The 24455-nt window shown below is 75.5% G+C and carries 19 protein-coding genes; 3 read left to right on the forward strand and 16 right to left on the reverse strand.

Annotated features, from left to right (window positions below; genetic code table 11):
- Positions 1 to 753: 753 nt before the first annotated feature.
- From tyrS to argC, 11 genes are all read right to left on the reverse strand, one after another.
- Positions 754 to 2019, reverse strand: a complete 1266-nt coding sequence (gene tyrS / locus VER05_RS03160) for a tyrosine--tRNA ligase (protein WP_324843946.1) — start codon at positions 2017 to 2019, stop codon at positions 754 to 756.
- A gap of 52 nt (positions 2020 to 2071) precedes the next feature.
- Positions 2072 to 2779 (reverse strand): DNA-3-methyladenine glycosylase, encoded by a 708-nt coding sequence (locus VER05_RS03165; protein ID WP_324843961.1) that lies wholly within the window; start codon positions 2777 to 2779, stop codon positions 2072 to 2074.
- A 77-nt stretch (positions 2780 to 2856) separates the two neighbouring features.
- Positions 2857 to 3456, reverse strand: a complete 600-nt coding sequence (locus VER05_RS03170) for a uridine kinase (protein WP_324843947.1) — start codon at positions 3454 to 3456, stop codon at positions 2857 to 2859.
- A 19-nt stretch (positions 3457 to 3475) separates the two neighbouring features.
- Positions 3476 to 4891 carry an argininosuccinate lyase gene (argH, locus tag VER05_RS03175; protein WP_324843948.1) on the reverse strand — a complete coding sequence of 472 codons (1416 nt, stop codon included), beginning with the start codon at positions 4889 to 4891 and terminating at the stop codon, positions 3476 to 3478.
- On the reverse strand, positions 4884 to 6125 hold the full coding sequence (locus tag VER05_RS03180; RefSeq protein WP_324843949.1) for an argininosuccinate synthase: 1242 nt from the start codon (positions 6123 to 6125) through the stop codon (positions 4884 to 4886). The genes argH and VER05_RS03180 overlap by 8 nt, the downstream gene beginning before the upstream one ends.
- 58 nt (positions 6126 to 6183) lie before the next feature.
- The gene (locus tag VER05_RS03185) at positions 6184 to 6738 is read right to left on the reverse strand and encodes an arginine repressor (protein ID WP_324843950.1); all 555 of its coding nucleotides are present in this window, start codon (positions 6736 to 6738) and stop codon (positions 6184 to 6186) included.
- Entirely contained in the window at positions 6735 to 7664 is a 930-nt protein-coding gene (gene argF / locus VER05_RS03190) for an ornithine carbamoyltransferase (protein ID WP_324843951.1), read from the reverse strand. Before argF ends, VER05_RS03185 begins: the two co-directional genes overlap by 4 nt.
- Entirely contained in the window at positions 7661 to 8950 is a 1290-nt protein-coding gene (locus VER05_RS03195; protein ID WP_324843952.1) for an acetylornithine transaminase, read from the reverse strand. Before VER05_RS03195 ends, argF begins: the two co-directional genes overlap by 4 nt.
- A complete protein-coding gene (gene argB, locus VER05_RS03200) occupies positions 8951 to 9955 on the reverse strand; it encodes an acetylglutamate kinase (RefSeq protein ID WP_324843953.1) in 1005 nt (334 codons plus the stop codon). It lies immediately after the preceding gene.
- The gene (argJ, locus tag VER05_RS03205; RefSeq protein WP_324843954.1) at positions 9952 to 11136 is read right to left on the reverse strand and encodes a bifunctional glutamate N-acetyltransferase/amino-acid acetyltransferase ArgJ; all 1185 of its coding nucleotides are present in this window, start codon (positions 11134 to 11136) and stop codon (positions 9952 to 9954) included. The genes argB and argJ overlap by 4 nt, the downstream gene beginning before the upstream one ends.
- Entirely contained in the window at positions 11133 to 12203 is a 1071-nt protein-coding gene (gene argC / locus VER05_RS03210) for an N-acetyl-gamma-glutamyl-phosphate reductase (protein ID WP_324843962.1), read from the reverse strand. Before argC ends, argJ begins: the two co-directional genes overlap by 4 nt.
- Before the next feature lie 94 nt (positions 12204 to 12297).
- Here argC and VER05_RS03215 point away from each other — a divergent pair, with 94 nt between their 5' ends.
- From VER05_RS03215 to VER05_RS03225, 3 genes are all read left to right on the forward strand, one after another.
- Positions 12298 to 13281 (forward strand): quinone oxidoreductase, encoded by a 984-nt coding sequence (locus VER05_RS03215; RefSeq protein WP_324843955.1) that lies wholly within the window; start codon positions 12298 to 12300, stop codon positions 13279 to 13281.
- Positions 13278 to 14009 (forward strand): DsbA family oxidoreductase, encoded by a 732-nt coding sequence (locus tag VER05_RS03220; RefSeq protein ID WP_324843956.1) that lies wholly within the window; start codon positions 13278 to 13280, stop codon positions 14007 to 14009. Before VER05_RS03215 ends, VER05_RS03220 begins: the two co-directional genes overlap by 4 nt.
- A 147-nt stretch (positions 14010 to 14156) precedes the next feature.
- Positions 14157 to 14549 (forward strand): VOC family protein, encoded by a 393-nt coding sequence (locus VER05_RS03225; protein ID WP_324843957.1) that lies wholly within the window; start codon positions 14157 to 14159, stop codon positions 14547 to 14549.
- A 108-nt stretch (positions 14550 to 14657) separates the two neighbouring features.
- On the opposite strand, the gene VER05_RS03230 is transcribed toward VER05_RS03225, so the two are convergent.
- From VER05_RS03230 to VER05_RS03250, 5 genes are all read right to left on the reverse strand, one after another.
- Positions 14658 to 15428 carry a helix-turn-helix transcriptional regulator gene (locus tag VER05_RS03230; RefSeq protein ID WP_324843958.1) on the reverse strand — a complete coding sequence of 257 codons (771 nt, stop codon included), beginning with the start codon at positions 15426 to 15428 and terminating at the stop codon, positions 14658 to 14660.
- 133 nt (positions 15429 to 15561) lie between these two features.
- Positions 15562 to 19698 (reverse strand): ExeM/NucH family extracellular endonuclease, encoded by a 4137-nt coding sequence (locus tag VER05_RS03235; RefSeq protein WP_324843963.1) that lies wholly within the window; start codon positions 19696 to 19698, stop codon positions 15562 to 15564.
- Between the two features lie 485 nt (positions 19699 to 20183).
- Complete coding sequence (gene pheT / locus VER05_RS03240; protein WP_324843959.1) at positions 20184 to 22766, reverse strand: phenylalanine--tRNA ligase subunit beta; 2583 nt, start codon at positions 22764 to 22766, stop codon at positions 20184 to 20186.
- On the reverse strand, positions 22766 to 23830 hold the full coding sequence (gene pheS / locus VER05_RS03245; RefSeq protein ID WP_324843960.1) for a phenylalanine--tRNA ligase subunit alpha: 1065 nt from the start codon (positions 23828 to 23830) through the stop codon (positions 22766 to 22768). Before pheS ends, pheT begins: the two co-directional genes overlap by 1 nt.
- 303 nt (positions 23831 to 24133) lie before the next feature.
- A partial coding sequence (locus VER05_RS03250) for a 2'-5' RNA ligase family protein (protein WP_414647539.1) occupies positions 24134 to 24455 on the reverse strand: 322 nt, incomplete at its 5' end.

The following is a 24455-nucleotide window of genomic DNA, read 5'->3' on the forward strand; positions in this document are numbered from 1 at the left end:
GGTCGAGAGGCTTCCGTATCAACCAAGACCCACCGACACCGAACAACCAACCCCGAACGGGGCGGCCACCCGAGCCGATGAACCATCTTGGCATCAACTACTAGGCACACTGTTGAGTTCTCAAAGAACAGACGCGCATCCCCCGCCCACCCTTCTCAGGGCGACCGGCCGGAGGCTCGGTTCCAATCTACCAGAGTTCCTGGCCCGCGTTTCGGCGCCTTCCGGCGTTTCTCACGTTCCTGAACTCTACCAGAGCTTCTTTCCTGTCTTCACCACCCGTTTACCGGGCGATTCCGACGTTCCGAAACTCTACCAGGCTTTCCGACCCGCTTTGTCCGCCGTATTTCGCGGAGCAGATCGGGAGTCCCGGTCCGGCGCGACCGATGAGGCGCCGAAGCGCCTGGAGGCCGTGCCGGGGGTTCGTCGTCCGCGGGACCAGCCATCGAGGTGACCCTCGGTGTCCGTTCCTCCCTGCCGGGCGACGAGGAGATACCTTACGCACGCCGTCCGACCATCGTCAAACCGGCGCCGCGGGCGCTCCCCGCACCCCGTCCCACCTGGGCTTTTGCTCCAGGGCGGCCAGGGTGACCCCTGTCGTCCGGGCCGGGACCTCGGTCCCACCCCGTCGCGCTGCACCCAGCGTCGCCCACACCTCCGCCACGTGCAACCCGACGGCGGACGCCGCCGACGACGGAGGGGCGGCCCGCCGGTGCGGACCGCCCCTCCCCGTCGTCCCGCGTCGGCGGGCGGACCTCAGCCCTGCGCCACCCGCGCCACCGCGAGCGTCCGCTTGCCGCGCCGCAGCACCAGGTACTCCCCGTGCAGCAGGTCGCCGGCCTCGACGACCGCGGCCTCGTCGGTGACCTTCCGGTTGTTGACGTTGGCCCCGCCCTCGGCGATGGCCCGCCGGGCCGCGCCCTTGCTCGCGACCAGCCCGGTGGCGGCCAGCACGTCGACCAGCGGGTCCCCGACCGCGACGTCCGCCGCGGGCAGCTCCGCCACCGCCGCCGACAGGGTCGCGGCGTCGAGCTCGCCGAGGTCCCCGCCGCCGAACAGCGCGCGGCTCGCCGCTATGACCTTCTCGGTCGCGTCCACCCCGTGCACCAGGGAGGTGACGTCGTAGGCCAGCGCCCGCTGCGCCTCGCGCGCCGCCGGCCGCGAGGCCACGGCCTCCTCGAGCTCCGCGATCTGCTCCCGGGTGCGGAACGTGAACACCTTGAGGTAGCCGATCACCTCGGCGTCGTCCTGGTTGAGCCAGAACTGGTAGAAGGCGTAGGGGCTCATCATCTCGGGGTCGAGCCAGATGGCCCCGCCCTCGGACTTGCCGAACTTGGTGCCGTCCGCCTTGGTGATGAGCGGCGTGGTGAGCGCGTGCACCGCGGCGTGCTCGGACTTGCGGATCAGCTCGACCCCCGAGAGCAGGTTGCCCCACTGGTCGTTGCCGCCGGTCTGCAGCGTGCAGCCGTGCCGGCGGTGCAGCTCCAGGTAGTCCATGCCCTGCAGGATCTGGTAGCTGAACTCGGTGAACGAGATGCCCTCGTCGGACGCGAGCCGCCGGGCGACGGTGTCCTTCGCGAGCATCGTGCCGAGCCGGTAGTGCTTGCCGACCTCCCGCAGGAAGTCGATGGCCGTCAGCTCGCCGGTCCAGTCGAGGTTGTTCACCATCCGCGCGGGGTTGTCTCCGTCGAAGTCGAGGAACCGGCTGATCTGGGTCTGCAGGCGCTGCACCCACTCGGCGACGGTGTCCTTGGTGTTGAGCACCCGCTCCCCCGACATCCGCGGGTCGCCGATGAGGCCGGTGGCCCCGCCGACGAGCGCGAGCGGGTGGTGCCCCGCGAGCTGCAGGTGCCGCATGAGCACCAGCTGCACGAGGTGCCCGTGGTGCAGCGAGGGCGCGGTCGGGTCGAACCCGGCGTAGAACGTCACCGGGCCGGCGTCGAACGCCTCGCGCAGCGCGTCGAGGTCGGTGGTCTGGGCGACGAGGCCGCGCCAGGCGAGCTCGTCCAGGAGGTGGGTCACGTCGTGCTCCTTGCATCGCGCGGCCGCGGGGCCGCACCGTCGGCGGAAGAGGTCATGCCGGCGTCGTCCCGCGCTGCGGGCTGCTTCCCGACGCCGGCCGGCGATACGCGGGCCGGAACGCGGACACGGTGGGCTCGCCGGCGAGCCAGAACCGCCAGGGGTACCGGGCCGCGTCGCCGCCGGGGCCTGCGACGCCCACCCGCGGGCCGGTGGAGTAGGCGCCCACGACCGCGTCGGGGTCCCGGTGCACCACGATCCGGCCGCCGGGCTCCGTCAGGTCGGCGCCGTAGTCGGACAGGTCCAGCCCGAGCGCGACCGCGAGCCGCGCGGGGCCCCGCGCGATCTGCCGGTCCGAGTCGACGACGCCGGAGCGCAGCCGCCGGTCCCGGGCGAGCTCCACGCCGTCGACGACCTCGCCCGCCCGCAGCAGCACCGCGGAGGCGGCGCCGGCGGGACCGGTCACCACGTTGACGCAGTGGTGCAGGCCGAGGTGCCGGTACACGTACAGCCGGCCGGGCTCGCCGAACATCACGGCGTTGCGCGCGGTCCGGCCGCGGTAGGCGTGCGAACCCGGGTCGACCTCCCCCGCGTACGCCTCGACCTCGGTGATCCGGATCGTCACGTCGCCCTCGTCGGACCGGACGGTGACGCAGGCGCCGAGCAGGTCGGGCGCGACCGCGAGCACCGGACGGCCGAACCAGGTCCGTGCGGGCACGACGCCCGGCACGCCGCCGGGCAGCTCGGGCCCGGGGCCCGGCAGCGACGACGCGGGGACGGGGACGCCGGCGGCCGCCGCGGCGCGCGCGTCGTCCGCCCCGCTCCCCTCGACCGCCTGGCTCACCGGGCCATCCTGCCCCATGCGTCGACCCGCACGTCGGCGCGTCCACGGGTGCCCTCGCGCGCGTAGTGCGCGGCCTCGTCCCGCATCCACGTCCGCCAGTGCGGCAGCGCGTCGGCGCCGTCGCGCTCAAGGCCGCGCGCCAGCCGGGTCGCGTCGTCGGCCTCGACCCACACGAGCAGCGAGAGGTCGGGCGCGCCCGCGAGCCGGCCCGACCCGCAGCCCTCGAGCACCAGGACGTCCGGCACCGGCACGTCGACCCAGCCGTCGAACCGCCCGGCGTGCCAGTCGTACCGCTGGAACCGCCCGGGCAGCCCGCGGCGCAGCGGCTCGAGCACCTGGGCGGCGAGCCGCGGCCACAGGTCGCCGTCGAGCCCGGACCAGCCGGCGTACAGGTCGTCCATGTGCACCACGTGCGCGCGGACCCCGGCCTCGGTGCACCGGCGCGCCAGGGAGCCGGCCAGCGTGGTCTTCCCGGACCCCGCGGGCCCGTCGACCGCGAGCGCGCGGACCCGGCCCAGCCGCGCCGGGGCGGACAGCAGCAGGGGCACGAGGGCGCCCGCGGCGTCCTCGTGCCCCTGCTCGCGCGTCAGGTCCACGCGGCGATCGTGCCAGACCTCACGCCACCGCGGCGCGCAGCTCGGCGGCCCGGGCGCGCGCCCGGCCCAGCTGCTCCGCGACCCGCACCGGCGCCGTCCCGCCGTGCGCCGACCGCGACGCGACCGACCCCTCGACGCTCAGCACCGACCGGACCTCCGGCGTGAGCGCCGGGTGGATCGCGGCGAGCTCGTCGTCCGTCAGCTCGTCCAGCTCGACCGGCGGCTGGTGCTGCTCGCAGGCCCGGACGCACGCGCCCGCGACCTCGTGCGCGACCCGGAACGGCACGCCCTCGCGGACCAGCCACTCGGCGATGTCGGTCGCGAGCGAGAAGCCCCGCGGCGCGAGCGACGCCATCCGCTCCGTGTCGAACCGCAGCGTCGCGACCATGCCCGCGAACGCCGGCAGCAGGACGGTGAGGGTGTCGACCTGGTCGAACACCGGCTCCTTGTCCTCCTGCAGGTCGCGGTTGTACGCGAGCGGCAGGCCCTTGAGCGTGGTGAGCAGCCCGGTGAGGTCGCCGACCAGCCGCCCCGCCTTGCCGCGCGCGAGCTCGGCCACGTCCGGGTTCTTCTTCTGCGGCATGATGCTCGACCCGGTCGAGTAGGCGTCGTCCAGCCGGACGAACCCGAACTCGACGGTCGACCAGAGGATGATCTCCTCGGCCAGCCGGGACAGGTCGACGCCGAGCATCGCGGACACCCAGGCGAACTCGGCGACGACGTCGCGCGCGGCGGTGCCGTCGATCGAGTTCTCCACCGGGCCGTCGAAGCCGAGGTCGGCCGCGACGGCCGCCGGGTCGAGCCCCAGCGAGGACCCCGCCAGCGCGCCCGAGCCGTACGGCGACACCGCGGCGCGGCGGTCCCAGTCGGCGTACCGCTCGACGTCGCGCAGCAGCGGCCACGCGTGCGCCAGCAGGTGGTGCGCGAGCAGGACGGGCTGCGCGTGCTGCAGGTGCGTGCGGCCCGGCATGATCGCGTCGCCCGCGGCCTCGGCCTGCGCGACGAGCGCGTCGACCACGTCGAGGGTCAGCCCCACGATCGCCCGGGCCTCGTTGCGCAGGTACATCCGCACCAGCGTCGCGATCTGGTCGTTCCGCGACCGCCCGGCGCGCAGCCGCCCGCCGAGGTCGGCCCCGGCGCGCTCGATCAGCCCCCGCTCCAGGGCGCCGTGCACGTCCTCGTCCGACTCGGCGGCGACGAACGCCCCCGACGCGACGTCGGCGCGCAGCCGCTCCAGGGCGTCGAGCATGCCCGCGAGCCCCGCGTCGTCCAGCAGCCCCGCGGCGTGCAGCACGCGGGCGTGCGCCTGCGACCCCGCGATGTCCTGCGGCGCCAGCCGCCAGTCGAAGTGCGTCGACTTCGACAGGGCGGCCAGGGCGTCGGCGGGGCCGCCGGCGAACCGGCCGCCCCAGAGCGCGCCGGCCTGCTCAGGCACCGTCGATCCCGCCCTGCGTGCCGAGGTCCTCCGCGTTGCCGAACTTCACGTCGCGCGCGGCGGCGAGCTTGGACGACAGGCCGTAGATCTCGATGAACCCGCGGGCCGCCGACTGGTCGAAGGTGTCGCCCGAGTCGTAGGTCGCGAGGTTGAAGTCGTACAGCGACGTCTCGGAGCGGCGGCCGGTGACCGTCGCGCGGCCGCCGTGCAGGACCATGCGGACCTCGCCGGAGACGTAGCGCTGGGTGTCGTCGATGAACGTGTCCAGCGACTTCTTCAGCGGCGAGAACCACTGGCCGTCGTAGACCAGCTCGGTCCAGCGCTGCTCGACCTGGCGCTTGAACCGGGCCTGCTCGCGCTCGACGGTGACGTTCTCGAGCTCCTGGTGCGCGGCGATCAGCGCGATGGCGCCCGGCGCCTCGTAGACCTCGCGGGACTTGATGCCCACCAGGCGGTCCTCGACGATGTCGATCCGGCCGACGCCCTGGGCGCCCGCGCGGCGGTTCATCTCCTGGATCGCCTGCAGCGGGGTGACCGGCACGCCGTCCAGCGCGACCGGGACGCCCTGGTCGAACGTGATGACGACCTCGTCGGCGACCGGCGGGAACGTCGGGTCGTCCGTGTACGTGTAGACGTCCTTGGTCGGCTCGTTCCAGATGTCCTCGAGGAAGCCGGTCTCGACGGCGCGGCCCCACACGTTCTGGTCGATCGAGAACGGGTTGTGCTTGGTGGTCGCGATCGGCAGCTTCTTCCGCTCGGCGAACTCGATCGCCTTGTCGCGGGTCAGCGCCAGGTCGCGCACCGGCGCGAGGCACTTGAGGTCGGGGGCCAGCGAGGTGATGCCGACCTCGAACCGCACCTGGTCGTTGCCCTTGCCGGTGCAGCCGTGCGCGACGGTGGTGGCGCCGAACTGGCGGGCCGCGCGCACGAGGTGCTTGACGATGACCGGGCGGGACAGCGCCGAGACCAGCGGGTACCGGTCGAGGTACATGCCGTTCGCCCGCAGCGCGGGCATGCAGTACTCGGCGGCGAACTCGTCGCGGGCGTCGGCGACGTACGCCTCGACGGCGCCGCAGTCGAGGGCGCGCTGGCGGATGACCTCGAGGTCCTCGCCGCCCTGGCCGACGTCGACCGCCACGGCGATCACCTCGGCGCCGGTCGCCTCGGCGATCCAGCCGATGCCCACGGAGGTGTCCAGGCCGCCCGAGTAGGCGAGGACGACGCGCTCAGTCATGTTCTTCTCTTTCGGTGTCGTGAGTCGTGCGGAGCAGGAGGCGCGAGGGCCGGCGCGGTCAGCCGGTCGTCGCGAGCTCGAGGAACCGCGCGGCGAGCGCGGTGCCCTCGGGGCCGTCGGCGCCCTCGCGGGCGATGACGAGGACGGTGTCGTCCCCCGCGATGGTGCCGAGCACGCCCGGGAGCACCGAGTGGTCGATCGCGGAGGCGAGGAACTGGGCGGCCCCGGGCGGGGTCCGCAGGACGACGAGGCTGCCGGACGCCTCGGCGGTGACGAGCAGCTCGGAGCACAGCCGGGCGAGCCGGGCGGCCAGCGCCTCGGCGTCGACCACGGGGGCCGGCGACCGGTCGCCACCCTCCCCCGGCACCGCGTACGCGAGCGACCCGGTGGGCGTGCGGATCTTCACCGCGCGCAGCTCGACGAGGTCCCGGGACAGCGTCGCCTGGGTGACGGTGACGCCCTGGTGGGCCAGCAGGTCGGCGAGCTCGGACTGCGAGTGCACCGACTGCCGGGACAGCAGGTCGCGGATCAGCGCGTGCCGCGCGGCCTTGGTCGAGGGGACCCGGCCCGTGGTGGCGGCGGGCTCGTCGGCCCGGCCGGTCGCCGCGGTCACGCCTGCTCCAGGAGCCAGGCGAGCAGCGCCTTCTGCGCGTGCAGCCGGTTCTCCGCCTCGTCCCAGACCACCGACTGCGGCCCGTCCAGCACCTCGGCGGTGATCTCCTTGCCGCGGTAGGCGGGCAGGCAGTGCAGGACGAGCGCGTCGGAAGCCGCGAGGGCGAGCGTCGCGGCGTCCAGCCGGTACGGCACGAACGGCCGCTCGCGCTCGGCCGCCTCGGCCTCCTGGCCCATCGAGACCCAGGTGTCGGTGGCGACGGCGTCCGCGCCGGTGACGGCCTTCGCGAGGTCGTCCGTCACCTCGACGGAGCCGCCGGTGCGGTCGGCGATCGCGGCCGCGGCCTCGACCACGTCCGACGCCGGCAGGTACGCCGCCGGGGTGGCGATCCGCACGTGCATCCCGGCCGTCGCGCCGCCCAGCAGGTACGACTGCGCCATGTTGTTCGACCCGTCGCCGGTGTACGCGAGGGTCAGCCCCCGCAGCGCCGGGACGCCGCCCCGGTGCTGGGCGATCGTCAGCAGGTCCGCGAGGATCTGGCACGGGTGGAAGTCGTCGGTCAGCGCGTTCACCACCGGGACGCCGGCGTGCGCGGCCATCTCCTCGATCCGGGCCTGCGCGTGGGTGCGCCAGACGACCGCGGCGACCTGCGGCCCGAGCACCCGCGCGGTGTCGGCGATCGACTCCCGGACGCCGATCCGTGCCAGGTTGCCGTCGACCAGCAGCGGGTAGCCGCCGAGCTCGGCGACGCCCGTGGTGAACGACACCTGGGTCCGCAGCGTCGGCTTGTCGAAGATGATCGCGACCGCGCGCGGGCCGTCGAGCGGGCGGCGGGCGTACCGGTCGGCCCGGAGCGCGAGCCCGAGCTCGAGGACCTCGGCCTGCTCGGCGGGCGACAGGTCGTCGTCGCGCAGGAAGTGCCTCACGCCGCGGCCCCCGTCAGGTCGTGCGGCAGCGCCGCGAGGAAGTCGGTGAACGTCGCGGCCTGCTCGCGGGTGAGCACGTACGGCGGCGCCATCCGGATCGTCGACGGCGTGCACGGGTTCACGATGAACCCGGCCGCCAGCGCCCGGGACGCGACCTCGGCCGCCACCGGCGCAGCGAGCTGGACCGCGATCAGCAGGCCCTCGCCGCGCACCTCGGCGACCAGCGGGTGGCCGAGCGCGGCGATCTCCGACCGCCACCACGCGCCCAGGTCCGTGACGTGCTGCAGCAGCCCGTCGCGCTCGATGACGCCGATCGTCGCGAGGGCCGCGGCCGAGGCCACCGGGTTGCCGCCGAAGGTCGTGCCGTGCTGGCCGCGGCCGAGCAGCGTCGCCGCCCGCTCGCCGTACGCGACGACCGCGCCGACCGGGAAGCCGCCGCCGAGGCCCTTGGCCAGGGTGACCACGTCGGGCCGGATGCCGCCGCCGAGGTGCGGGTGCTGGTGCGCGAGCCAGGCGCCGGTGCGGCCCATGCCGGTCTGCACCTCGTCGAGGATCAGCAGCGCGCCGTGCGCCTCGGTCAGCTCGCGGGCGCGGGCCAGGTAGCCGGCCGGCAGCGGCAGCACGCCGGCCTCGCCCTGGATCGGCTCGAGGAACACCGCGGCCACCGTGTCGCCCCCGCCGTCGGCGAACGCGGCCTCCAGCGCGGCGGTGTCGCCGAACGGCAGGAACTCGACCCCGCCGGGCAGCGGCTCGAACGGCTCGCGGTAGGCGGCCTTGGAGGTGAGCGCGAGCGCGCCCATCGACCGGCCGTGGAACGCGCCCTCGAGCGCGAGCACCCGCGTCCGGCGCACGCCGCCGGGGCCCTCGCTGTTCCGGCGGGCCATCTTGAACGCGGCCTCGTTGGCCTCGGTGCCCGAGTTCGTGAGGAACACCCGCGAGCCCTCGGGCGCGTCGGCGACGGCGAGCAGCCGCTCGGCCAGCGCGATCTGCGTCGGGCTCGCGAAGAAGTTCGAGATGTGGCCGAGCGTGCCGAGCTGCGCGGAGATCGCCGCGGTCAGCGTCGGGTGCGCGTGGCCCAGCGAGTTGACCGCGATGCCGCCGAGCAGGTCGAGGTAGCGGAACCCGTCCGCGTCCCACACGTACGGGCCCTCGCCGCGGACCAGCACGCGCTGCGGCGCGCCGAAGGTGTCCATGAGCGCGTGGCCGTAGCGCTCGGTCCAGTGGGCCACGGAGTCGGCCCCGGCCAGCGCGGCGGGGTCCTGCGGCTCCAGGTGCTGCTCGGTCACTCAGCTCACCTCGGGGACGTGGGGGACGTGCGGGACCACCTGCGGGATCGGGGCGGTGAACGGCGAGGGCGAGGGCTCGTCGTCGGGCAGCACCATCGTGCCGATGCCGTCGGACGTGAAGACCTCGACCAGGATCGAGTGGGCCTGGCGGCCGTCGATGACGTGCGCGCGGCCGACGCCGCCGGTGACGGCGCGCCAGCACGCCTCCATCTTGGGGCGCATGCCGGAGTCGAGGGACGGCAGCAGGTCGGCCAGCGCGCCGGCCCGGATCCGCCGCGCCAGCGAGGACCGGTCGGGCCACGACGTGTACAGCCCCTCGACGTCGGTGAGCACGATGAGCTTGCGCGCGCCGAGCGCCACGGCCAGCGCGGCGGCCGCCGTGTCCGCGTTCACGTTGAGCACCTGGGTCGGGTCCTCGATGTCGGGCGCCACGGTCGAGACCACCGGGATGCGCCCCGCGTCGAGCAGGTCGAGCACGGCGCCCGGGTTCACCTCGACGACGTCGCCGACCTGGCCGACGTCGACCTGCCGCCCGTCGACCGTGGCGGTGCGCCGGCGCGCCTGCAGCAGGCCGCCGTCCTCGCCGGACAGGCCGACCGCGTACGGGCCGTGGGCGTTGAGCAGGCCGACGAGCTCGCGGGACACCTGGCCGGTCAGCACCATGCGGACGACGTCCATCGCCTCCGGCGTGGTGACGCGCAGGCCGCCGCGGAACTCGGACTCGATGCCGAGCCGGTCGAGCATCGCGTTGATCTGCGGGCCGCCGCCGTGCACCACGACGGGGCGCAGGCCGACCTGGCGCAGGAACACCATGTCCTCGGCGAACGCGCGCTTGAGGTCGTCGTCGACCATCGCGTTGCCGCCGTACTTGACGACGACGAGCGCGCCGGCGAACCGCTGCAGCCAGGGCAGCGCCTGGATCAGCACCTCGGCCTTCTGCTCGGGGCGCAGGTCGGTCCGCGTGTCGAACGCGTCGTCGTGCGGGGGCGGGGCGTCGAGGCTCATGTGGAGTACGCGCTGTTCTCGTGGACGTAGTCGTGCGTGAGGTCGTTGGTCCAGATCGTCGCGGTGGCGTCGCCGGTGTGCAGGTCGACGTCGACGCGCACCTCGCGGGCGGCGGGAAGGTCGACCAGGTCGCGCGGCTCGCCGACCCCGCCGGCGCGGCACACCTGGACGCCGTTGATCGACACGTCGAGGAGGGCCGCGTCGTACGGGGCGACGTCCTCCGGGACGGTGCCGACCGCGGCGAGCACGCGGCCCCAGTTCGGGTCGTTGCCGAACACGGCGGCCTTGAACAGGTTCGACCGGGTGACCGCGCGCGCGACCGCGACGGCCGCCTCCTCGGTGGTGGCGCCGGTGACCGTCACGGCGATGTCGTGCGAGGCGCCCTCGGCGTCCGCGACGAGCTGCCGGGCGAGGTCGGCCGACGCGGCGGTCACCGCGGCGGCGAACGCCTCGGGGTCCGGGGTCACGCCGCTGGCGCCGGAGGCGAGCAGCAGCACGGTGTCGTTGGTGGACATGCAGCCGTCGGAGTCGACCCGGTCGAACGTGGTCCGGGTGGCGCCGCGCAGCGCCGCGTCGGCCTGCTCGGCGGTGACGACCGCGTCTGTGGTGAGCACGACCAGCATCGTGGCGAGGCCCGGGGCGAGCATGCCCGCGCCCTTGGCCATGCCGCCGACCGTCCAGCCGTCGCCGGCGACCGCGGCGGTCTTGCTCACGGTGTCGGTGGTCATGATGGCGGTGGCCGCGTCGGGGCCGCCGGTCGTGCTCAGGGCGGCCGCCGCCGCGTCGACGCCGCCGCGCAGCAGGTCCATCGGCAGCCGCTCGCCGATCAGGCCGGTCGAGCACACGAGCACGTCGCCGGCCGAGGCGCCCAGCACCTCGGCGACGTGCTCGGCCGTGCGGTGGGTGTCGAGGAAGCCCTCGGGGCCGGTGCACGCGTTGGCGCCGCCGGAGTTGAGCACGACCGCGGTGGCGACGCCGTCCGACACGGCCTGGCGGGACCAGACGACGGGCGCGGCGACGACGCGGTTGGAGGTGAACACGCCCGCGGCGACCTGCAGCGGGCCGTCGTTGACGACCAGGGCGACGTCCGGCTTCCCGGACGGCTTGAGGCCGGCGGTGACCCCGGCGGCGCGGAAGCCGGCCGGCGCGGTCACGCCCGCGGTCTCGATGGCGACGGTCACGGGGCGACTCCCTCGGTGGTGAGGCCGGTGCGCTCGGGCAGGCCGAGCGCGAGGTTCAGCGACTGCACCGCGGCGCCCGCGGTGCCCTTGACCAGGTTGTCCAGCGCGCACAGGGCGACGACCCGGCCGGCGGCCTCGTCGACGGTCACCTGGACGAGCGCGGTGTTCGCGCCGGTGGTGACGCCGGTGGTCGGCCACTCCCCCTCGGGCAGCAGCTCGACGAACGGCTCGGCGGCGTACGCGGCCTCCCAGGCGGCGCGCACGGCGGCGGCGTCCGCGCCGGGCGCCAGCGGGGCGGTGACCGTGGCGAGGATGCCGCGGGACATCGGGACCAGCACCGGCGTGAAGGACAGGCCGACCGTCGCGGCCCCGGCGACGCCGAGGTTCTGCTGGATCTCCGGGATGTGCCGGTGCGTGCCGCCGACCGCGTACGGCTGCGCGGAGCCGAGCGCCTCGGACGCGAGCAGGTGGGTCTTGAGCGACTTTCCCGCGCCGGAGTACCCGACGGCCAGCACGGCGACCAGGTCGGCCGGGTCGACGACCCCCGCGGCGACGCCCGGCTGGAGCGCCAGGGTGACGGCGGTGACGTTGCAGCCGGGGACGGCGATGCGACGCGCGTCCGCGAGGGCTCGGCGCTGGGCGGACGGCGTCGTCTCCCCCGCGTGCAGCAGCTCCGGCATGCCGTAGGGCCAGGTGCCGGCGTGCTCGGTGCCGTAGAACCGGCGCCAGGCGTCGGGGTCGGTCAGCCGGTGGTCGGCGCCCAGGTCCACGACCAGCGCGCCGTCGCCGCGGTCCGCGAGCGCCGCGGCGATCTCGCCGGACGCGCCGTGCGGCAGGGCCAGCACCACGACGTCGTGGCCGGCGAGCTCGTCCACCGAGGTCGGGGTGAGCACGCGGTCCGCGAGCGCGCGCAGGTGCGGCTGGTGCGCGCCGAGCCGGGTGCCGGCGTTGGAGTGGGCGGTGAGCGCGCCGATCTCGGCCTCGGGGTGGCCGAGCAGGAGCCGCAGGGTCTCGCCGCCGGCGTACCCGGAGGCGCCCGCGACGGCGACGGAGAAGGACATGTGCATGACCATACACCCGAGTGCACACTGATTCATCGCGGCGTGGCGCGGACCCTGACACGGCCGGAATGCCCGGGCGGGGCACGTCGTTGCTGCTCGTATGCACGCGATCCTCGCCACCGAGCCGGGTGGACCCGACGTCCTCGAGCCCGACGAGATCCCCGACCCGCTGCCGGGCCCCCGCGACCTCCTGGTGCGACTGAGCGCCGCGGGCGTGAACTTCATCGACACCTACCGGCGCAGCGGCGTGTACGCCATGCCGTTCCCGCACGTGCCGGGCTCCGAGGGTGCGGGCGTCGTCGAGGCGGTGGGCCGCGAGGTGCGGGAGTTCGCGGTCGGCGACCTGGTCGCGTGGGCGTCGGCGCCGTCGTCCTACGCCGAGCTGGTCGTCGTGCCCGAGGCGGTCGCGCTGCGGGTGCCGGACGGCGTCGCCGACGAGGTCGCCGCGGCGCTCCCCCTGCAGGGCCTGACCGCGCACTACCTCGTCACGTCGACCTTCCCCGTGCTCGAGGGCCAGGACGTGCTGGTGCACGCGGGCGCCGGTGGCGTCGGCCTGCTGCTCACCCAGCTCGCCGCCGCCCGGGGAGCGCGGGTCATCACCACCGTCGGCACCGCCGAGAAGGAGGCGCTGTCCCGCGCCGCCGGCGCGGCCGAGGTCATCCGGTACACCGAGCTCGACGACCTGACGTCGGAGCTGCCCGCGCTGGTGCGCGACCTGACCGGCGGCCGCGGCGTGCACACGGTGTTCGACGGCGTGGGCGCCTCGACGTTCGACGCGTCGCTCGCGTCGCTGCGGCCACGGGGCGGGCTCGCGCTGTTCGGCGCGTCGTCCGGCCCGGTGCCGCCGTTCGACCCGCAGCGGCTCAACGCCGCCGGGTCCCTGTTCCTCACCCGGCCCACGCTGGGCCACTACACCGCCACCCGGGACGAGCTGACCCGGCGGGCCGACGAGCTGTTCGCGGCCGTCGCCGCCGACACCCTCGACGTCCGGGTCGGCGCGACCTACCCCCTGGCCGAGGCCGCCGAGGCGCACCGCGCGCTCGAGGGCCGGGCCACCACCGGAAAGGTGCTCCTCACCGCATGAGAGACCTGCACGTCGAGATCTGGTCCGACATCGCCTGCCCCTGGTGCTACATCGGCAAGCGCCGGTTCGCCGCCGCGCTCGAGGGCTTCGAGCACCGCGACCACGTCCGCGTGACGTGGCGCTCGTTCGAGCTGCAGCCGGACGCCGAGCCGTCGACGGCGCACCCCGGGCTGACCGAGGCGCAGATGCTGGCCGAGCGCAAGGGCCTGCCCGTCGACCAGGTGCGGCAGATGTTCGACCAGGTGACGTCCGTCGCCGCGTCGGTGGGCCTCGCGTACGACTTCGACACCGTGGTGCCCGCCAACACGTTCGACGCGCACCGGCTCGTGCACGTGGCCGCCTCGCTCGGCGGGGACGCCGCCGCGGCCGAGGTCGTCGAGCGGCTGATGAGCGCGCACTTCGAGCACGGGCGGGTCGTGGACGACCTGGTCGTCCTCGGGGAGATCGCGGTGGAGGCCGGCCTGGACGGCGACGCCGTGCGCGCCGCGCTGGCCACCGACGGCGGGGCGGGCGAGGTGCGCGCCGACGAGGCCGAGGCCGCCGCGCTGGGCATCCAGGGCGTGCCGTTCTTCGTCGCCGACCGGCGGCTCGGGCTGTCGGGCGCGCAGCCGGTCGAGGTGTTCGCCCAGCTGCTCTCCCAGGCCTGGGCCGACGCGAACCCGCCGCTGGCGATCCCGACCGTGGCCGGGGCGGCCGACGCGGAGGCGTGCGGGCCGGACGGCTGCTGATCGCCTGACGCCCGGGGGCGCGCCCTCGCGGGTGGAGCGTGCTGCCCGACACGCACCGGCGTGTCGGGCGGAACGCTCCACCGTGGACGGGACCGGGTGTCCGAAACGTCCACGACCCGCGCCCGTCGCGGCCTCTACGGTCGTCGCATGACACCCCGGCTGGACATGATCGGGCTGGTCGCGAGCGACCTGCCCCGCACCCTCGCCTTCTACCGCGCCCTCGGGCTCGACCTGCCGCCGTCGGCCGACGCCGAGCCGCACGTCGAGGTCACGCTGCCCGGCGGGCTCCGGCTCGCGTGGGACACCGTCGACGTGATCCGGTCGTTCGACCCGGGGTGGGCGCCGCCGACGGGCGGGCACCGGGCCGCGCTGGCCTTCCGGTGCGCCGACGCCGCCGAGGTCGACGCGACCTACGCGCGCATGGTCGGCGCCGGTTTCGCGGGGCACCTCGCGCCGTGGGACGCGTTCTGGGGCCAGCGGTACGCGGTGCTGCACGACCCGGACGGCACGGCGGTCGACCTGTTCGCCGACGCGGGCTGACCTCGCGGCGCCGGCCGGCCGGCCCGCCGTGAGCCCGTGAGCCCGTGAGCCCGTGAGCCCGCACGATCCGCGCGAGCCCCGCGCCCGTGCCGGGCGGGCTCGTGCGGATCAGCCGGGCTCGCGGTCGGCGCGGGCGACGGGACCCGGCGCCGCCGCACCGGCGCGGCCGACCGCGAGCGCCGCGGGCGACCGGCCCGTCAGCGCGCGCACCTCGCGGGACAGGTGCGGCTGGTCGGCGTAGCCCGCGCGCTGCGCGACGTCCGCCAGCGGGACCCCCGCGTCGAGCAGCGGCAGGACCCGCTGCAGGCGCAGCACCCGCCCGAGCGTCCGCGGCCCGTAGCCGAACGCCGCGAGCGACCGGCGGTGCAGGGTGCGCGAGGTGACGCCGAGCCGGTCGGCGATGTCGGCGGCGGGCGTGGCGCGCGCCGCGAGCCCGGCGACCACGGCGGCCTCCCGCGGGCGCCCGCCGCGCTCGCCGAGCAGGGCCGCGACGCGCGCCTCGAGGGCCGCGAGGCCGCCGCCCGCGACCGCGTCCGCCCACGTCCGGGCCGCCCGGTCGCCCCAGACGTCCGCGAGCTCGGGGCGCGCGTCGCGCAGGGCGTCCGCGGGGACGCCGAGCAGGACCGGGGCGGCCCCGGGTGGCAGGCGGAGGCCGAGGGCCGTGCGCCGCGCGGGCAGCGGGCCGGTCGGGTGCGCCCGGGTGTCCGGGCCGGCGACCAGCAGGCGGCCGCCGGTCCAGACGAGGTCCATGCAGCCGTCGGGGAGCACGTCCTCGCCGGACGCGTCCGCTCCCGGCACGCCCGCGTCCGGCGACGCGGCCGCCGTCACCGACCACAGCACGCACCCGGGGACGCGGGTCGACGGTCGCTCGGCGTACACGCCCCGCAGCATCCCACCGCCCGGCCACACGCGGCTCGCGCGGGTCCGGTCGATCCGCCCGCGGGGACGACGCGGGCCCCCGACCCGCCGGATCGCTCCGGGGACCGGGGGCCCGCGTCGTGCGGGGCTCAGGTCACTTCTTGACGGTGACCTTCACCGGCGCGCTGGTGCTGCCCGCGACCACGTCCGGCCGGGACGGCACGAACACGGCCGTGTACTCGTGCGCGCCGACCGGGGCGGTGCGCGGCACGGAGCCGAGCGCCAGGCCGAGCACCACCGGCGAGCGGCCGATCACGCGGTCGCCCTCCCGGAACTCGACCGTCCCGGACGGGAACCAGGTGCCCTCGACCCGGACCTGCGAGACGAGCAGCGTGGGCAGCCAGGTCCCGTACGACTGGCTGCTGCGGCTGGCCGACAGCGTGACCGAGGACTGCTTCAGCTGCGGCTCCGGCTCCTGCGCGGCGGCCACCGTGACCGGCAGGGTCACGACGGTGCCGCTCGGGGCGGCGACCAGGGTGAGCACGTGCTCGCCCGCGGCCGTGCCCGCCGGGACCGTCACCGCGACCTGCGCCGCGCCGTCGGTCACCGTCGCCGAGCCGATCGACGCGCCGTCGAGCTGCACGTCGAGCGAGGTGTTCAGCGGCGAGCCCAGGCTGGTGAGGTTGAGCCCCGTCACCGGGAACGCCAGCTCGGTGCCCGCGGTGACCTCGTCGGGCAGGGCCGGCACGCCGACCGCGCGCTCGTCGAACTCGGGCGACAGGCCCGGGTGCGCCTCGAGGTAGGCGATCCACGCGTCCCGGTCGATCAGACCCGAGTCGGTGGTGCCGGAGCCCTCGGCGAACACCCGGAAGTTGTCGCCGCCCTGGGCCAGGAAGGAGAACGTGCCGATGCGGTACTCCGCCGCCGGGTCGATCGCCTCGCCGTCGACCGTCACCGAGGTGATCCGACTCCCGAGGGGCTGCGACTCGTCGTAGGTGTACGTGACGTTGTCCGACAGGCCGAGCTGCAGGTACGGGCGGCTCGGGATCGTGCCGTCCGCGTTGGTCTGCCACTGCTGCTCGAGCATCGTGACGACCTGCTCGCCCGTCAGCGTCGTGGTCCAGAGGTTGTTCACGAACGGCAGGACCGCGTTGGCCTCGGCGTACGTGATCGTGCCGTCGGGCGCGTAGAGCAGCTCCGCCCGCAGGCCGCCGGGGTTCACGACGCCGATCTGCGCGCCGCCGCGGTCCGCGGAGGACAGCGTCTCGAGCAGCGAGTCGGCGACCAGGTTGCCCAGCGTGGACTCCTTGGACCGGTCGTCCCGGGTCCCGCCCGTGTAGACGCCGTCCGGGTAGGCGCCGCCCGCGTAGGCGGTGGTGATGTCCGCGGTCACCGAGCCCTTGGGCTGGTTGCCGACCACGGCCGCCTCGGCCAGCGCGGCGTCGACGATGGTCTTGACCTCGGCGACGCGCGGGTACTGCGCCACCAGGGCCGCGTCGAGCTGGGCCTGGGTCTGGCCCGCCGCCGGGGCGACGCGCTTGACGTTCTCGCCCGCGAGCGCCGAGACCTCGTCGGTCGCGGGGTCGTAGGTCAGCGTGACCTTGCCGATGTTCTCGCCGTACGAGCCGGTCTGGACGATCGGGCGGGTCCACTCGCCGGAGGCCTCGGGCTCAGCGGGCCCGTACCAGGCGTACTGCTTGTGGGTGTGGCCGGTGAAGATCACGTCCACGTCGCCCGAGGTCAGCGTGGCGATGTCCGAGAAGGCGCCGCCCGCGGCGATCTCCTCCTCCAGCGTCGCGCCGTCCGGCGTGCCCGCGCCGGCGCCCTCGTGGTACTCGGCCACGACGACGTCGGCCTCGCCGTTGGTGTCGTCGCCGTCGGTCAGCTGCGCCGCGACGCGGTTGACCGCCTCGACCGGGTCGCCGAAGTCCAGCGTCTCGATGCCGCCGGGGCTGACCAGCGTCGGGGTCTCCTGCGTGACGACGCCGATGACGCCGACCCGCACGCCGTCGACGTCGATCACCGTGTACTCGTCGAGCGCCGGGTTCTCGGTGCCCTTCTCGTAGACGTTCGCGCCGAGGTACGGCCAGGTCGCGTTGGTGCCGTCGGCGATCACGCGGTCGACCAGGTCGGCGTAGCCGCGGTCGAACTCGTGGTTGCCGACCGCCGACGCGGCCAGGTCGAGCGCGTTCAGCACGTCGATCGTCGGCTGGTCCTCGGCCACCGCGGAGGCGAACAGGGACGCGCCGATGTTGTCGCCGGCGGACAGGAAGACCGCCGCGCCGCCGTCGGCCTCGGCCGCGGCCCGCTGCTGCTCGACCGTCCCGGCGAACGCAACGGTGTTGGCGTCGATCCGGCCGTGGAAGTCGTTGATGTTGAGCAGCGTGAGGTCGACCGGGCCGTCGGGCGTGGTGCCGGTGTCGCCGGCGGTCAGGCCGACCAGCACCGGGTCGTGGTCCGAGGACCGGTACGCGTCCGGGGCGTAGAACAGGCTGCCGTGCGCGTTGTAGCGGCTGTACTCCAGCGCGACCGACTCGCCCGCGTTGATGTTCCAGACGTCCGCGCCGGTCGCCCGGCCCAGGGCCGCGTCGTTGAGCAGCACGTGGTCCAGCGAGCCGGACAGGCCCTGGTACGAGTAGGAGTACTCCCCCGCGTCGAGCGCCGTCGTCGCGTCCGTGTAGCCCGCGGCGTACAGCACCTGGAGCGGGTCCTCCTGGGTGTACGAGTTGAAGTCGCCGAGCAGCGCGACCGCCTCGGCGTCGCCCTGCACCGTCGGGACCCAGTCCCGCAGCGCCTCGGCCTGGCGGACCCGGGACTCGTTGGACGCGCCCTGGCCGTCGCCGGTGTCGGCGTCGCCCGGCCACGGGCCGGCGGAGCCCTTCGACTTGAGGTGGTTCACGACCACGAACAGCTGCTCGCCACCCGCGGTCGGCACGAAGGCCTGGCCGATCGGCTCGCGCGCGTTGCCGAACGCCTGGTCGTCGCCGGACTGCGTGCCGAGCGCGCGGGCGTCGCCCACGGTCTCGACGGCGGCCGGCCGGTAGATCAGCGCGTTGGTGATCGTGTCCTGCTCGGACGCGTCCGGCAGCTCCTTCGACGAGGGCACGAACGCCCAGGTGCCCTCGCCGGCGGCCGCGTTGAGCGCGGCGGTCAGCGTGGACAGCGCCTCGTCCGCCACGCCGTCGACGGCCGCGGAGTTCTCGATCTCCATGAGGCCGACGACGTCCGCGTCGAGCGCGTTGATCGCCGCGACGATCTTGTCCTGCTGCCGCTGCAGGTCGGCCGGGTTCCACGCCCCGCGCTGCGCGCAGCCCTCGCGCACGGTCACCGGGGTGCCCGCGCGGTCGGTGTACGGCACGCAGGACGCGGTGTCCGCGCCGAGGGTGGTGAAGTAGTTGAGCACGTTGAACGACGCGACGGTCACGTCGGCCTCGCCGAGGCCCTCGGGGGCGGCGGTGCGGTCGTTCTCGAACGTGGCCGGGTAGCCGCCCGGGTTCGCCGCGTCGAGCGGCAGCGTCGGGCTGAGCTTCCACGCGCTGTTCCGGTAGTCGACGACCACCGGCTCGGTGAACGTGGCCGCCGCGCCGACGCGCACCGGGTTCTCCAGCGAGACGTACGGCGGGGTCAGGCCGGAGTTCGCGGCCGACAGGAAGTTGGTGCTCGCGCCGTCGTCCAGCACGATCCCGCGGGCGGCGTCGTCCGCGACGGCCGCGTCGTACTCCGGGGTGCCCGGGCGCGCGACCTCGGTCGGCTGGATGAGCGGGGTCGTGCCGCTCGCGAGGCCGACCTCGCCGTACTGGTTGGTCGAGTAGGTGTTGGTCACCGTCAGGTCGCCCGACGGCAGGTAGAGCATCGACTCGAGCGTCTCGCGCGTGGCGTCGTCGGCCGGCCAGGCGGCTGTCACGGGCTCGACCGGGGCGGGGGCGTCGCCCAGCTCCACGAGGCCGGCGGCGCTGCCGACCGTGATCTCCGTCAGGCCCTGGTACTCCGACACGGCGCCGGTCACCTGGACGTGGTCGCCGATCGCGACAGAGCCCGCCGTGGCGCCCGAGAACACGAAGACCGCGTCCGAGGCGGTCCGGGCCGAGACGTCGGTGTCCCCGCCCGTGCCCGGCGTCTGGATGACGTAGCCGCGGTAGCCGCCGGTCGCGTAGACCGCGGTCACGACGCCGGACGTCGTGACCGTCTGGCCCACGAGCGGCGACGCGTCGCCCGGGCCCTGGACCTCCGCGATGGTGTGGGTGTCCTCCGCCGCAGCCGCGGGGACCGCGGTCAGGGGTACCCCGACCATCGCCCCCACGGCGGCGAGGCTCGCCGCCCACCTGGTGCGTGTGCGTACAGCGCTCACCTGATCTTCTCCGATCCCCCGGGGGCGCTTCTGGCGCCCTCGTCAGCAGGCCGCATCACAGTCGTCACACAGCCGTCTGACAACGTATGGGCGGTATGTCCGGATACACAAGCACTCCCGGGGGACCCGAAGGTTGCGATCGGGTGAACGCCGGATCACCCGAGCTGCTCCGGACGGGCTGGGGCGAGGCGGCGGCCGGGCGTGAGGTCGTCACAACCGCGCGAGGTCGGCACTCGTTTCTGCCGACCTCACGCTCTTGTGACGACCTCACCGGCCGGGTTCGCCGGTTGCGCGGCTGAGGCCGCTGCGCAACCGGCGAACTCGCGCGGAACCGGCGAACTCGCCGCACCGGGACGCCGGGGACGCCGACGGCCCCGGTCCGCGCACGCCCCGGAGGGCGGCGCGGCACGGGGCCGTCGCGGGTGCTGCTACGCGCGGAGGGTGGCGCCGAAGCGGCGCTCGGCCTCCGCGACGACCGCGGCGCGCACGGCCGCGGTCTCGTCCGCCGTCAGCGTGCGGTCCGCGGCGCGCAGGCGCAGCGCGAACGCGAGCGACCGCTGGCCCTCGCCCACCTGCTCGCCGGTGTACACGTCGAACAGCCGCGCGCTCTCCAGCACGTCGCCCGCCGCGCTGGCCGCGGCGCCGGTGCGGACCGCGTCCAGCACGTCGGCCACCGGCACGTCGGCCGGGACCACGAGCGCCACGTCCTCCTTGGCGACCGGGAACGTCGACACCTCGGTGGCGACGACCTCGGTGCGCGGGGCGGCGGCGAGCAGCACGTCGAGGTCGACCTCGAACGCGCTCGCCCGGGCCGGCAGTCCGAGCGCCGCGACGACGTTCGGGTGCAGCTCGCCCGCGTGGCCGACCAGGGTGCCGTCCGCGGTGGTGAACCGCGCGCAGCGCCCCGGGTGCCACGGCGCCCGCTCGGCGTCCGCCGCGACCGCGAGCTCGACGCCCAGGGTCTCGGCGAGCAGCCGCACGGCGTCGATCGCGTCGGTGTGGTCGGCCGGGCGGCCGGGACCCCACCAGCCCGCGGGCTCCCGCAGGCCGGTCAGCACGCCTGCGACGTGCCGCGGCTGGTGCGGCACCGCGGCGCGCACGGCGTCGAGCACGTCGTCGGACGGCCGCTGCGCGATCGGCGGGACCGGGGCCGGCGCCGCGCCCGGGCGCGGCAGCGTGACCGCCCCGACCTCGTACACCGCGAGGTCGGTCGTGCCGCGGGCGACGTTCCGGCGCGCGGTGTCGAGCAGCGTCACCAGCAGCGACGCCCGCATCGACGGCCGCTCCTCGGACAGCGGGTTCGCCAGCCGGACCATCGTCCGCCGCTCGTCGTCCGCGGGCAGCGCGAGCGCGTCGAGCTGCGCCGCCCCGACGAACGGGTACGACAGCGTCTCGACCCACCCGGCGTCGGCCAGCGCCTGCGCCACCCGGCGGCGCCGCCGCTGCGCCACGGTCAGGCCGAGGCCGACCGGCGAGCGCGGGACGACCGACGGGATGGCGTCGTACCCGTGCAGCCGCGCGACCTCCTCGACCAGGTCCACCGGCTCGGTGAGGTCCGGGCGCCAGGTCGGCACGGACACGGAGACGACCGCGTCCGCCCCGGCCCCGACGACCTCGCCGACCGTGCAGCCGATCTCGCGCAGGTACCGGCTCACGGCGGCCGCGTCCAGGTCCAGGCCGATCAGGCGCGCCGGCAGCGACACCGGCAGGTTCAGCACCGGCGGCGGGGTGGTCAGGTCGACGTCGGTGAGCACCGGGTCGGCCGTGCCGCCGCCGTGCTCGACCAGCAGCTCGACGACGCGGGCCGCCGCCACGCGGGGCAGCTGCGGGTCGACGCCGCGCTCGAACCGCTTGCTCGCCTCGCTCGGCAGCTTGTGCCGGCGGGCGGTGCGCGCGATCGACACCGGGTCGAAGTGCGCGGCCTCGACCAGCAGGTCGGTCGTCGACTCCGAGACCTCGGTCTCGGCGCCGCCCATGACGCCGGCCAGGCCGAGCACGCGCCCGGCGTCCGGGCCGTCGGTGATGAGCAGGTCCTCGGGGTCGAGGGCCCGGTCCGCGCCGTCGAGCGTCGTGAGCCGCTCCCCCGCCCGGGCGCGCCGGACGACGATCGGGCCGTCCAGGGTCGCCAGGTCGTAGGCGTGCAGCGGCTGCCCGAGGTCGAGCATCACGTAGTTCGTGACGTCGACGGCGAGCGAGATCGGCCGCATGCCGGCCTGCGTCAGGCGCTGCTGCATCCACGTCGGCGACGGCTTGCTCGCCGCGACGCCCCGGACGACCCGCGCGACGAACCGGTCCGCGCCGGCGACGCCGTGGATCGGCGCCTCGTCGCGGAGCTCGACGCCGAAGCCGCCCGTGGTGGCCAGGCCCTCGTCGGCGCCCGCGCGCGGCAGGCCGCGGTCGGTGAAGACGGCGCCGGTCGCGTGCGCGTACTCCCGGGCGACGCCCCGCATCGCGAAGCAGTAGCCGCGGTCCGGCGTCACGTTGATCTCCAGGACCTCCTCGCCGAGCCCCAGCAGGGCGCGGGCGTCGGTCCCGGGCGCGGCGTCGATGCCCAGCTCCGCGAGCACGATGATGCCGTCGTGGTCGTCGCCGAGGCCCAGCTCGCGCGACGAGCAGATCATGCCGTCGGACACGTGGCCGTAGGTCTTGCGGCTGGCGATCGCGAACGGGCCGGGCAGCACCGTGCCGGGCAGCGCGACGACGACGTGGTCGCCCACGTCGAAGTTGTGCGCGCCGCAGACGATGCCGCGCGGCGTGCGCGTGCCGTCCTCGGCCGTGCCGTTGTGGTCGCCCACGTCGACCTGGCACCAGTTGATCGTCTTGCCGTTCTTCTGCGGCTCGGGCACGCGCTCGACGACGCGACCGACCACCAGCGGGCCGGACACGGCGGCCGGGTGCACGGCCTCCTCCTCGAGCCCGACGCGGACCAGGTCCGCGGCCAGCTGCTCGGCCGACAGGCCCTCGGGGAGCTCGACGTGCTCGGCGAGCCACGTCAGGGGGATGCGAGGCATCAGATCACCGCCCGGAACTGGGTGGAGAAGCGCACGTCGCCCTCCACCATGTCGTGCATGTCCGCGATCTCGTGGCGGAGCATGAGCGTGCGCTCGATGCCCATCCCGAACGCGAAGCCGGAGTACACCTCGGGGTCGACGCCCGCCGCGCGAAGCACGTTCGGGTTGACCATCCCGCAGCCGCCCCACTCGATCCAGCCGGGCCCGCCCTTCTTCTGCGGGAACCACAGGTCCATCTCGGCGCTCGGCTCGGTGAACGGGAAGAACGACGGCCGCAGGCGCGTGCGCGCGTCCGGGCCGAACATCGCCCGCGCGAAGTGGTCCAGCGTGCCCTTGAGGTGCGCCATCGTCAGGCCCTCGTCGATCGCGATGCCCTCGACCTGGTGGAACACCGGGGTGTGCGTCGCGTCGAGCTCGTCGGTGCGGAACACCCGGCCCGGGCAGGCGACGTACAGCGGCACCCCGCGCTCGAGCAGGCTGCGGGCCTGCACCGGCGAGGTGTGCGTGCGCAGCACGAGGTGCGGGTCGGGCTCGCCGTCGGGCGCCGCCACGTAGAACGTGTCCTGCATCTGGCGCGCGGGGTGGTCCGGGCCGAAGTTCAGGGCGTCGAAGTTGAACCACTCCGCCTCGACCTCGGGGCCCTCGGCGATCTCCCAGCCCATCGCGACGAACACGTCGGCGATGCGCTCCTGGAGCAGCTCCAGCGGGTGCCGGGCGCCGCGGGGCTCGCGGTCGGACGGCAGCGTGACGTCGACGGCCTCCTCGACGAGGACGCGGGCGTCGCGCTCGGCGGCGAGCACCTCCTCGCGGGCGCCGATCGCGGCGTTCAGCCGGCCGCGGGCCTGGCCGAGCGCCTTGCCGGCGACGGCCTTGTCGGCCGGGGCCAGGCCGCCGATCGCGCGGTTGGCGAGCGCCAGCGGGCTGCGCTCGCCGGTGTGCGCGAGGCGGGCGGACTTGAGGGCGTCGAGGTCGCCGGCCGCCGCGACGGCCGCGAGGGCGTCGTCCAGGGCGCGGCCGACGGCGTCGGCGTCCAGCGGGTTCAGGGGTGTGTCGGGCGTGGTCATCCGGACCTTCTCTGCGGGTGGAGCGGCGGGCCGGCGTGCGTCAGGCGCGCGGGGCGCGCGCGACGGGCCGACCGACGGGCGAGTCTAGTGGCGCCCGCTCCGGGGCCGCGGGACCGTCCGCGCCGTGCCGGCGGACGGGACCTGGTGCCGCGCCTCTCAGCGCCGCGGCCCGGGAACGGGCCCGGGAAATCGGCGGCCGAGGGGGCGGGCGGAGGTCATGGTGGCCATGGTGCCACAGGGGTCGACGGGGTGCGGGGCGGTTTCCTGGGGGGTCGGGGCGCGCGGGGGTCGGGGCGCGCGGGGTCACGGGTGCGCGGCGCCGCCCAGCGGCCAGGCGCCCAGCGGCCGGTAGAGCGGGCCGCCCGCGCGGCCCTCCCCCGGCAGCGACTCGGCCAGCACGAGCTCCGTCACCGGCCAGCGCGGCCCGCGGTAGACGGCGAGCGCGTGCACCAGCACGTCGCCCGGGTCCGGCGGCTGCGCGGCGCGGTCCCGGCGCCGGGTCCCGCCGCGCTGCGGGGCCACCCGGCCGAGCGTGAGGTGCGGCCGGGACCGCACCCGGTCGTCCTGCCGCGCGCCGACCGCGTCCCCGGCGTCCCGGCAGCCGGCGACCAGCCCGTGCACGGCC

This window comes from Cellulomonas sp., from assembly GCF_035634735.1.
Lineage (GTDB): Bacteria > Actinomycetota > Actinomycetes > Actinomycetales > Cellulomonadaceae > Cellulomonas.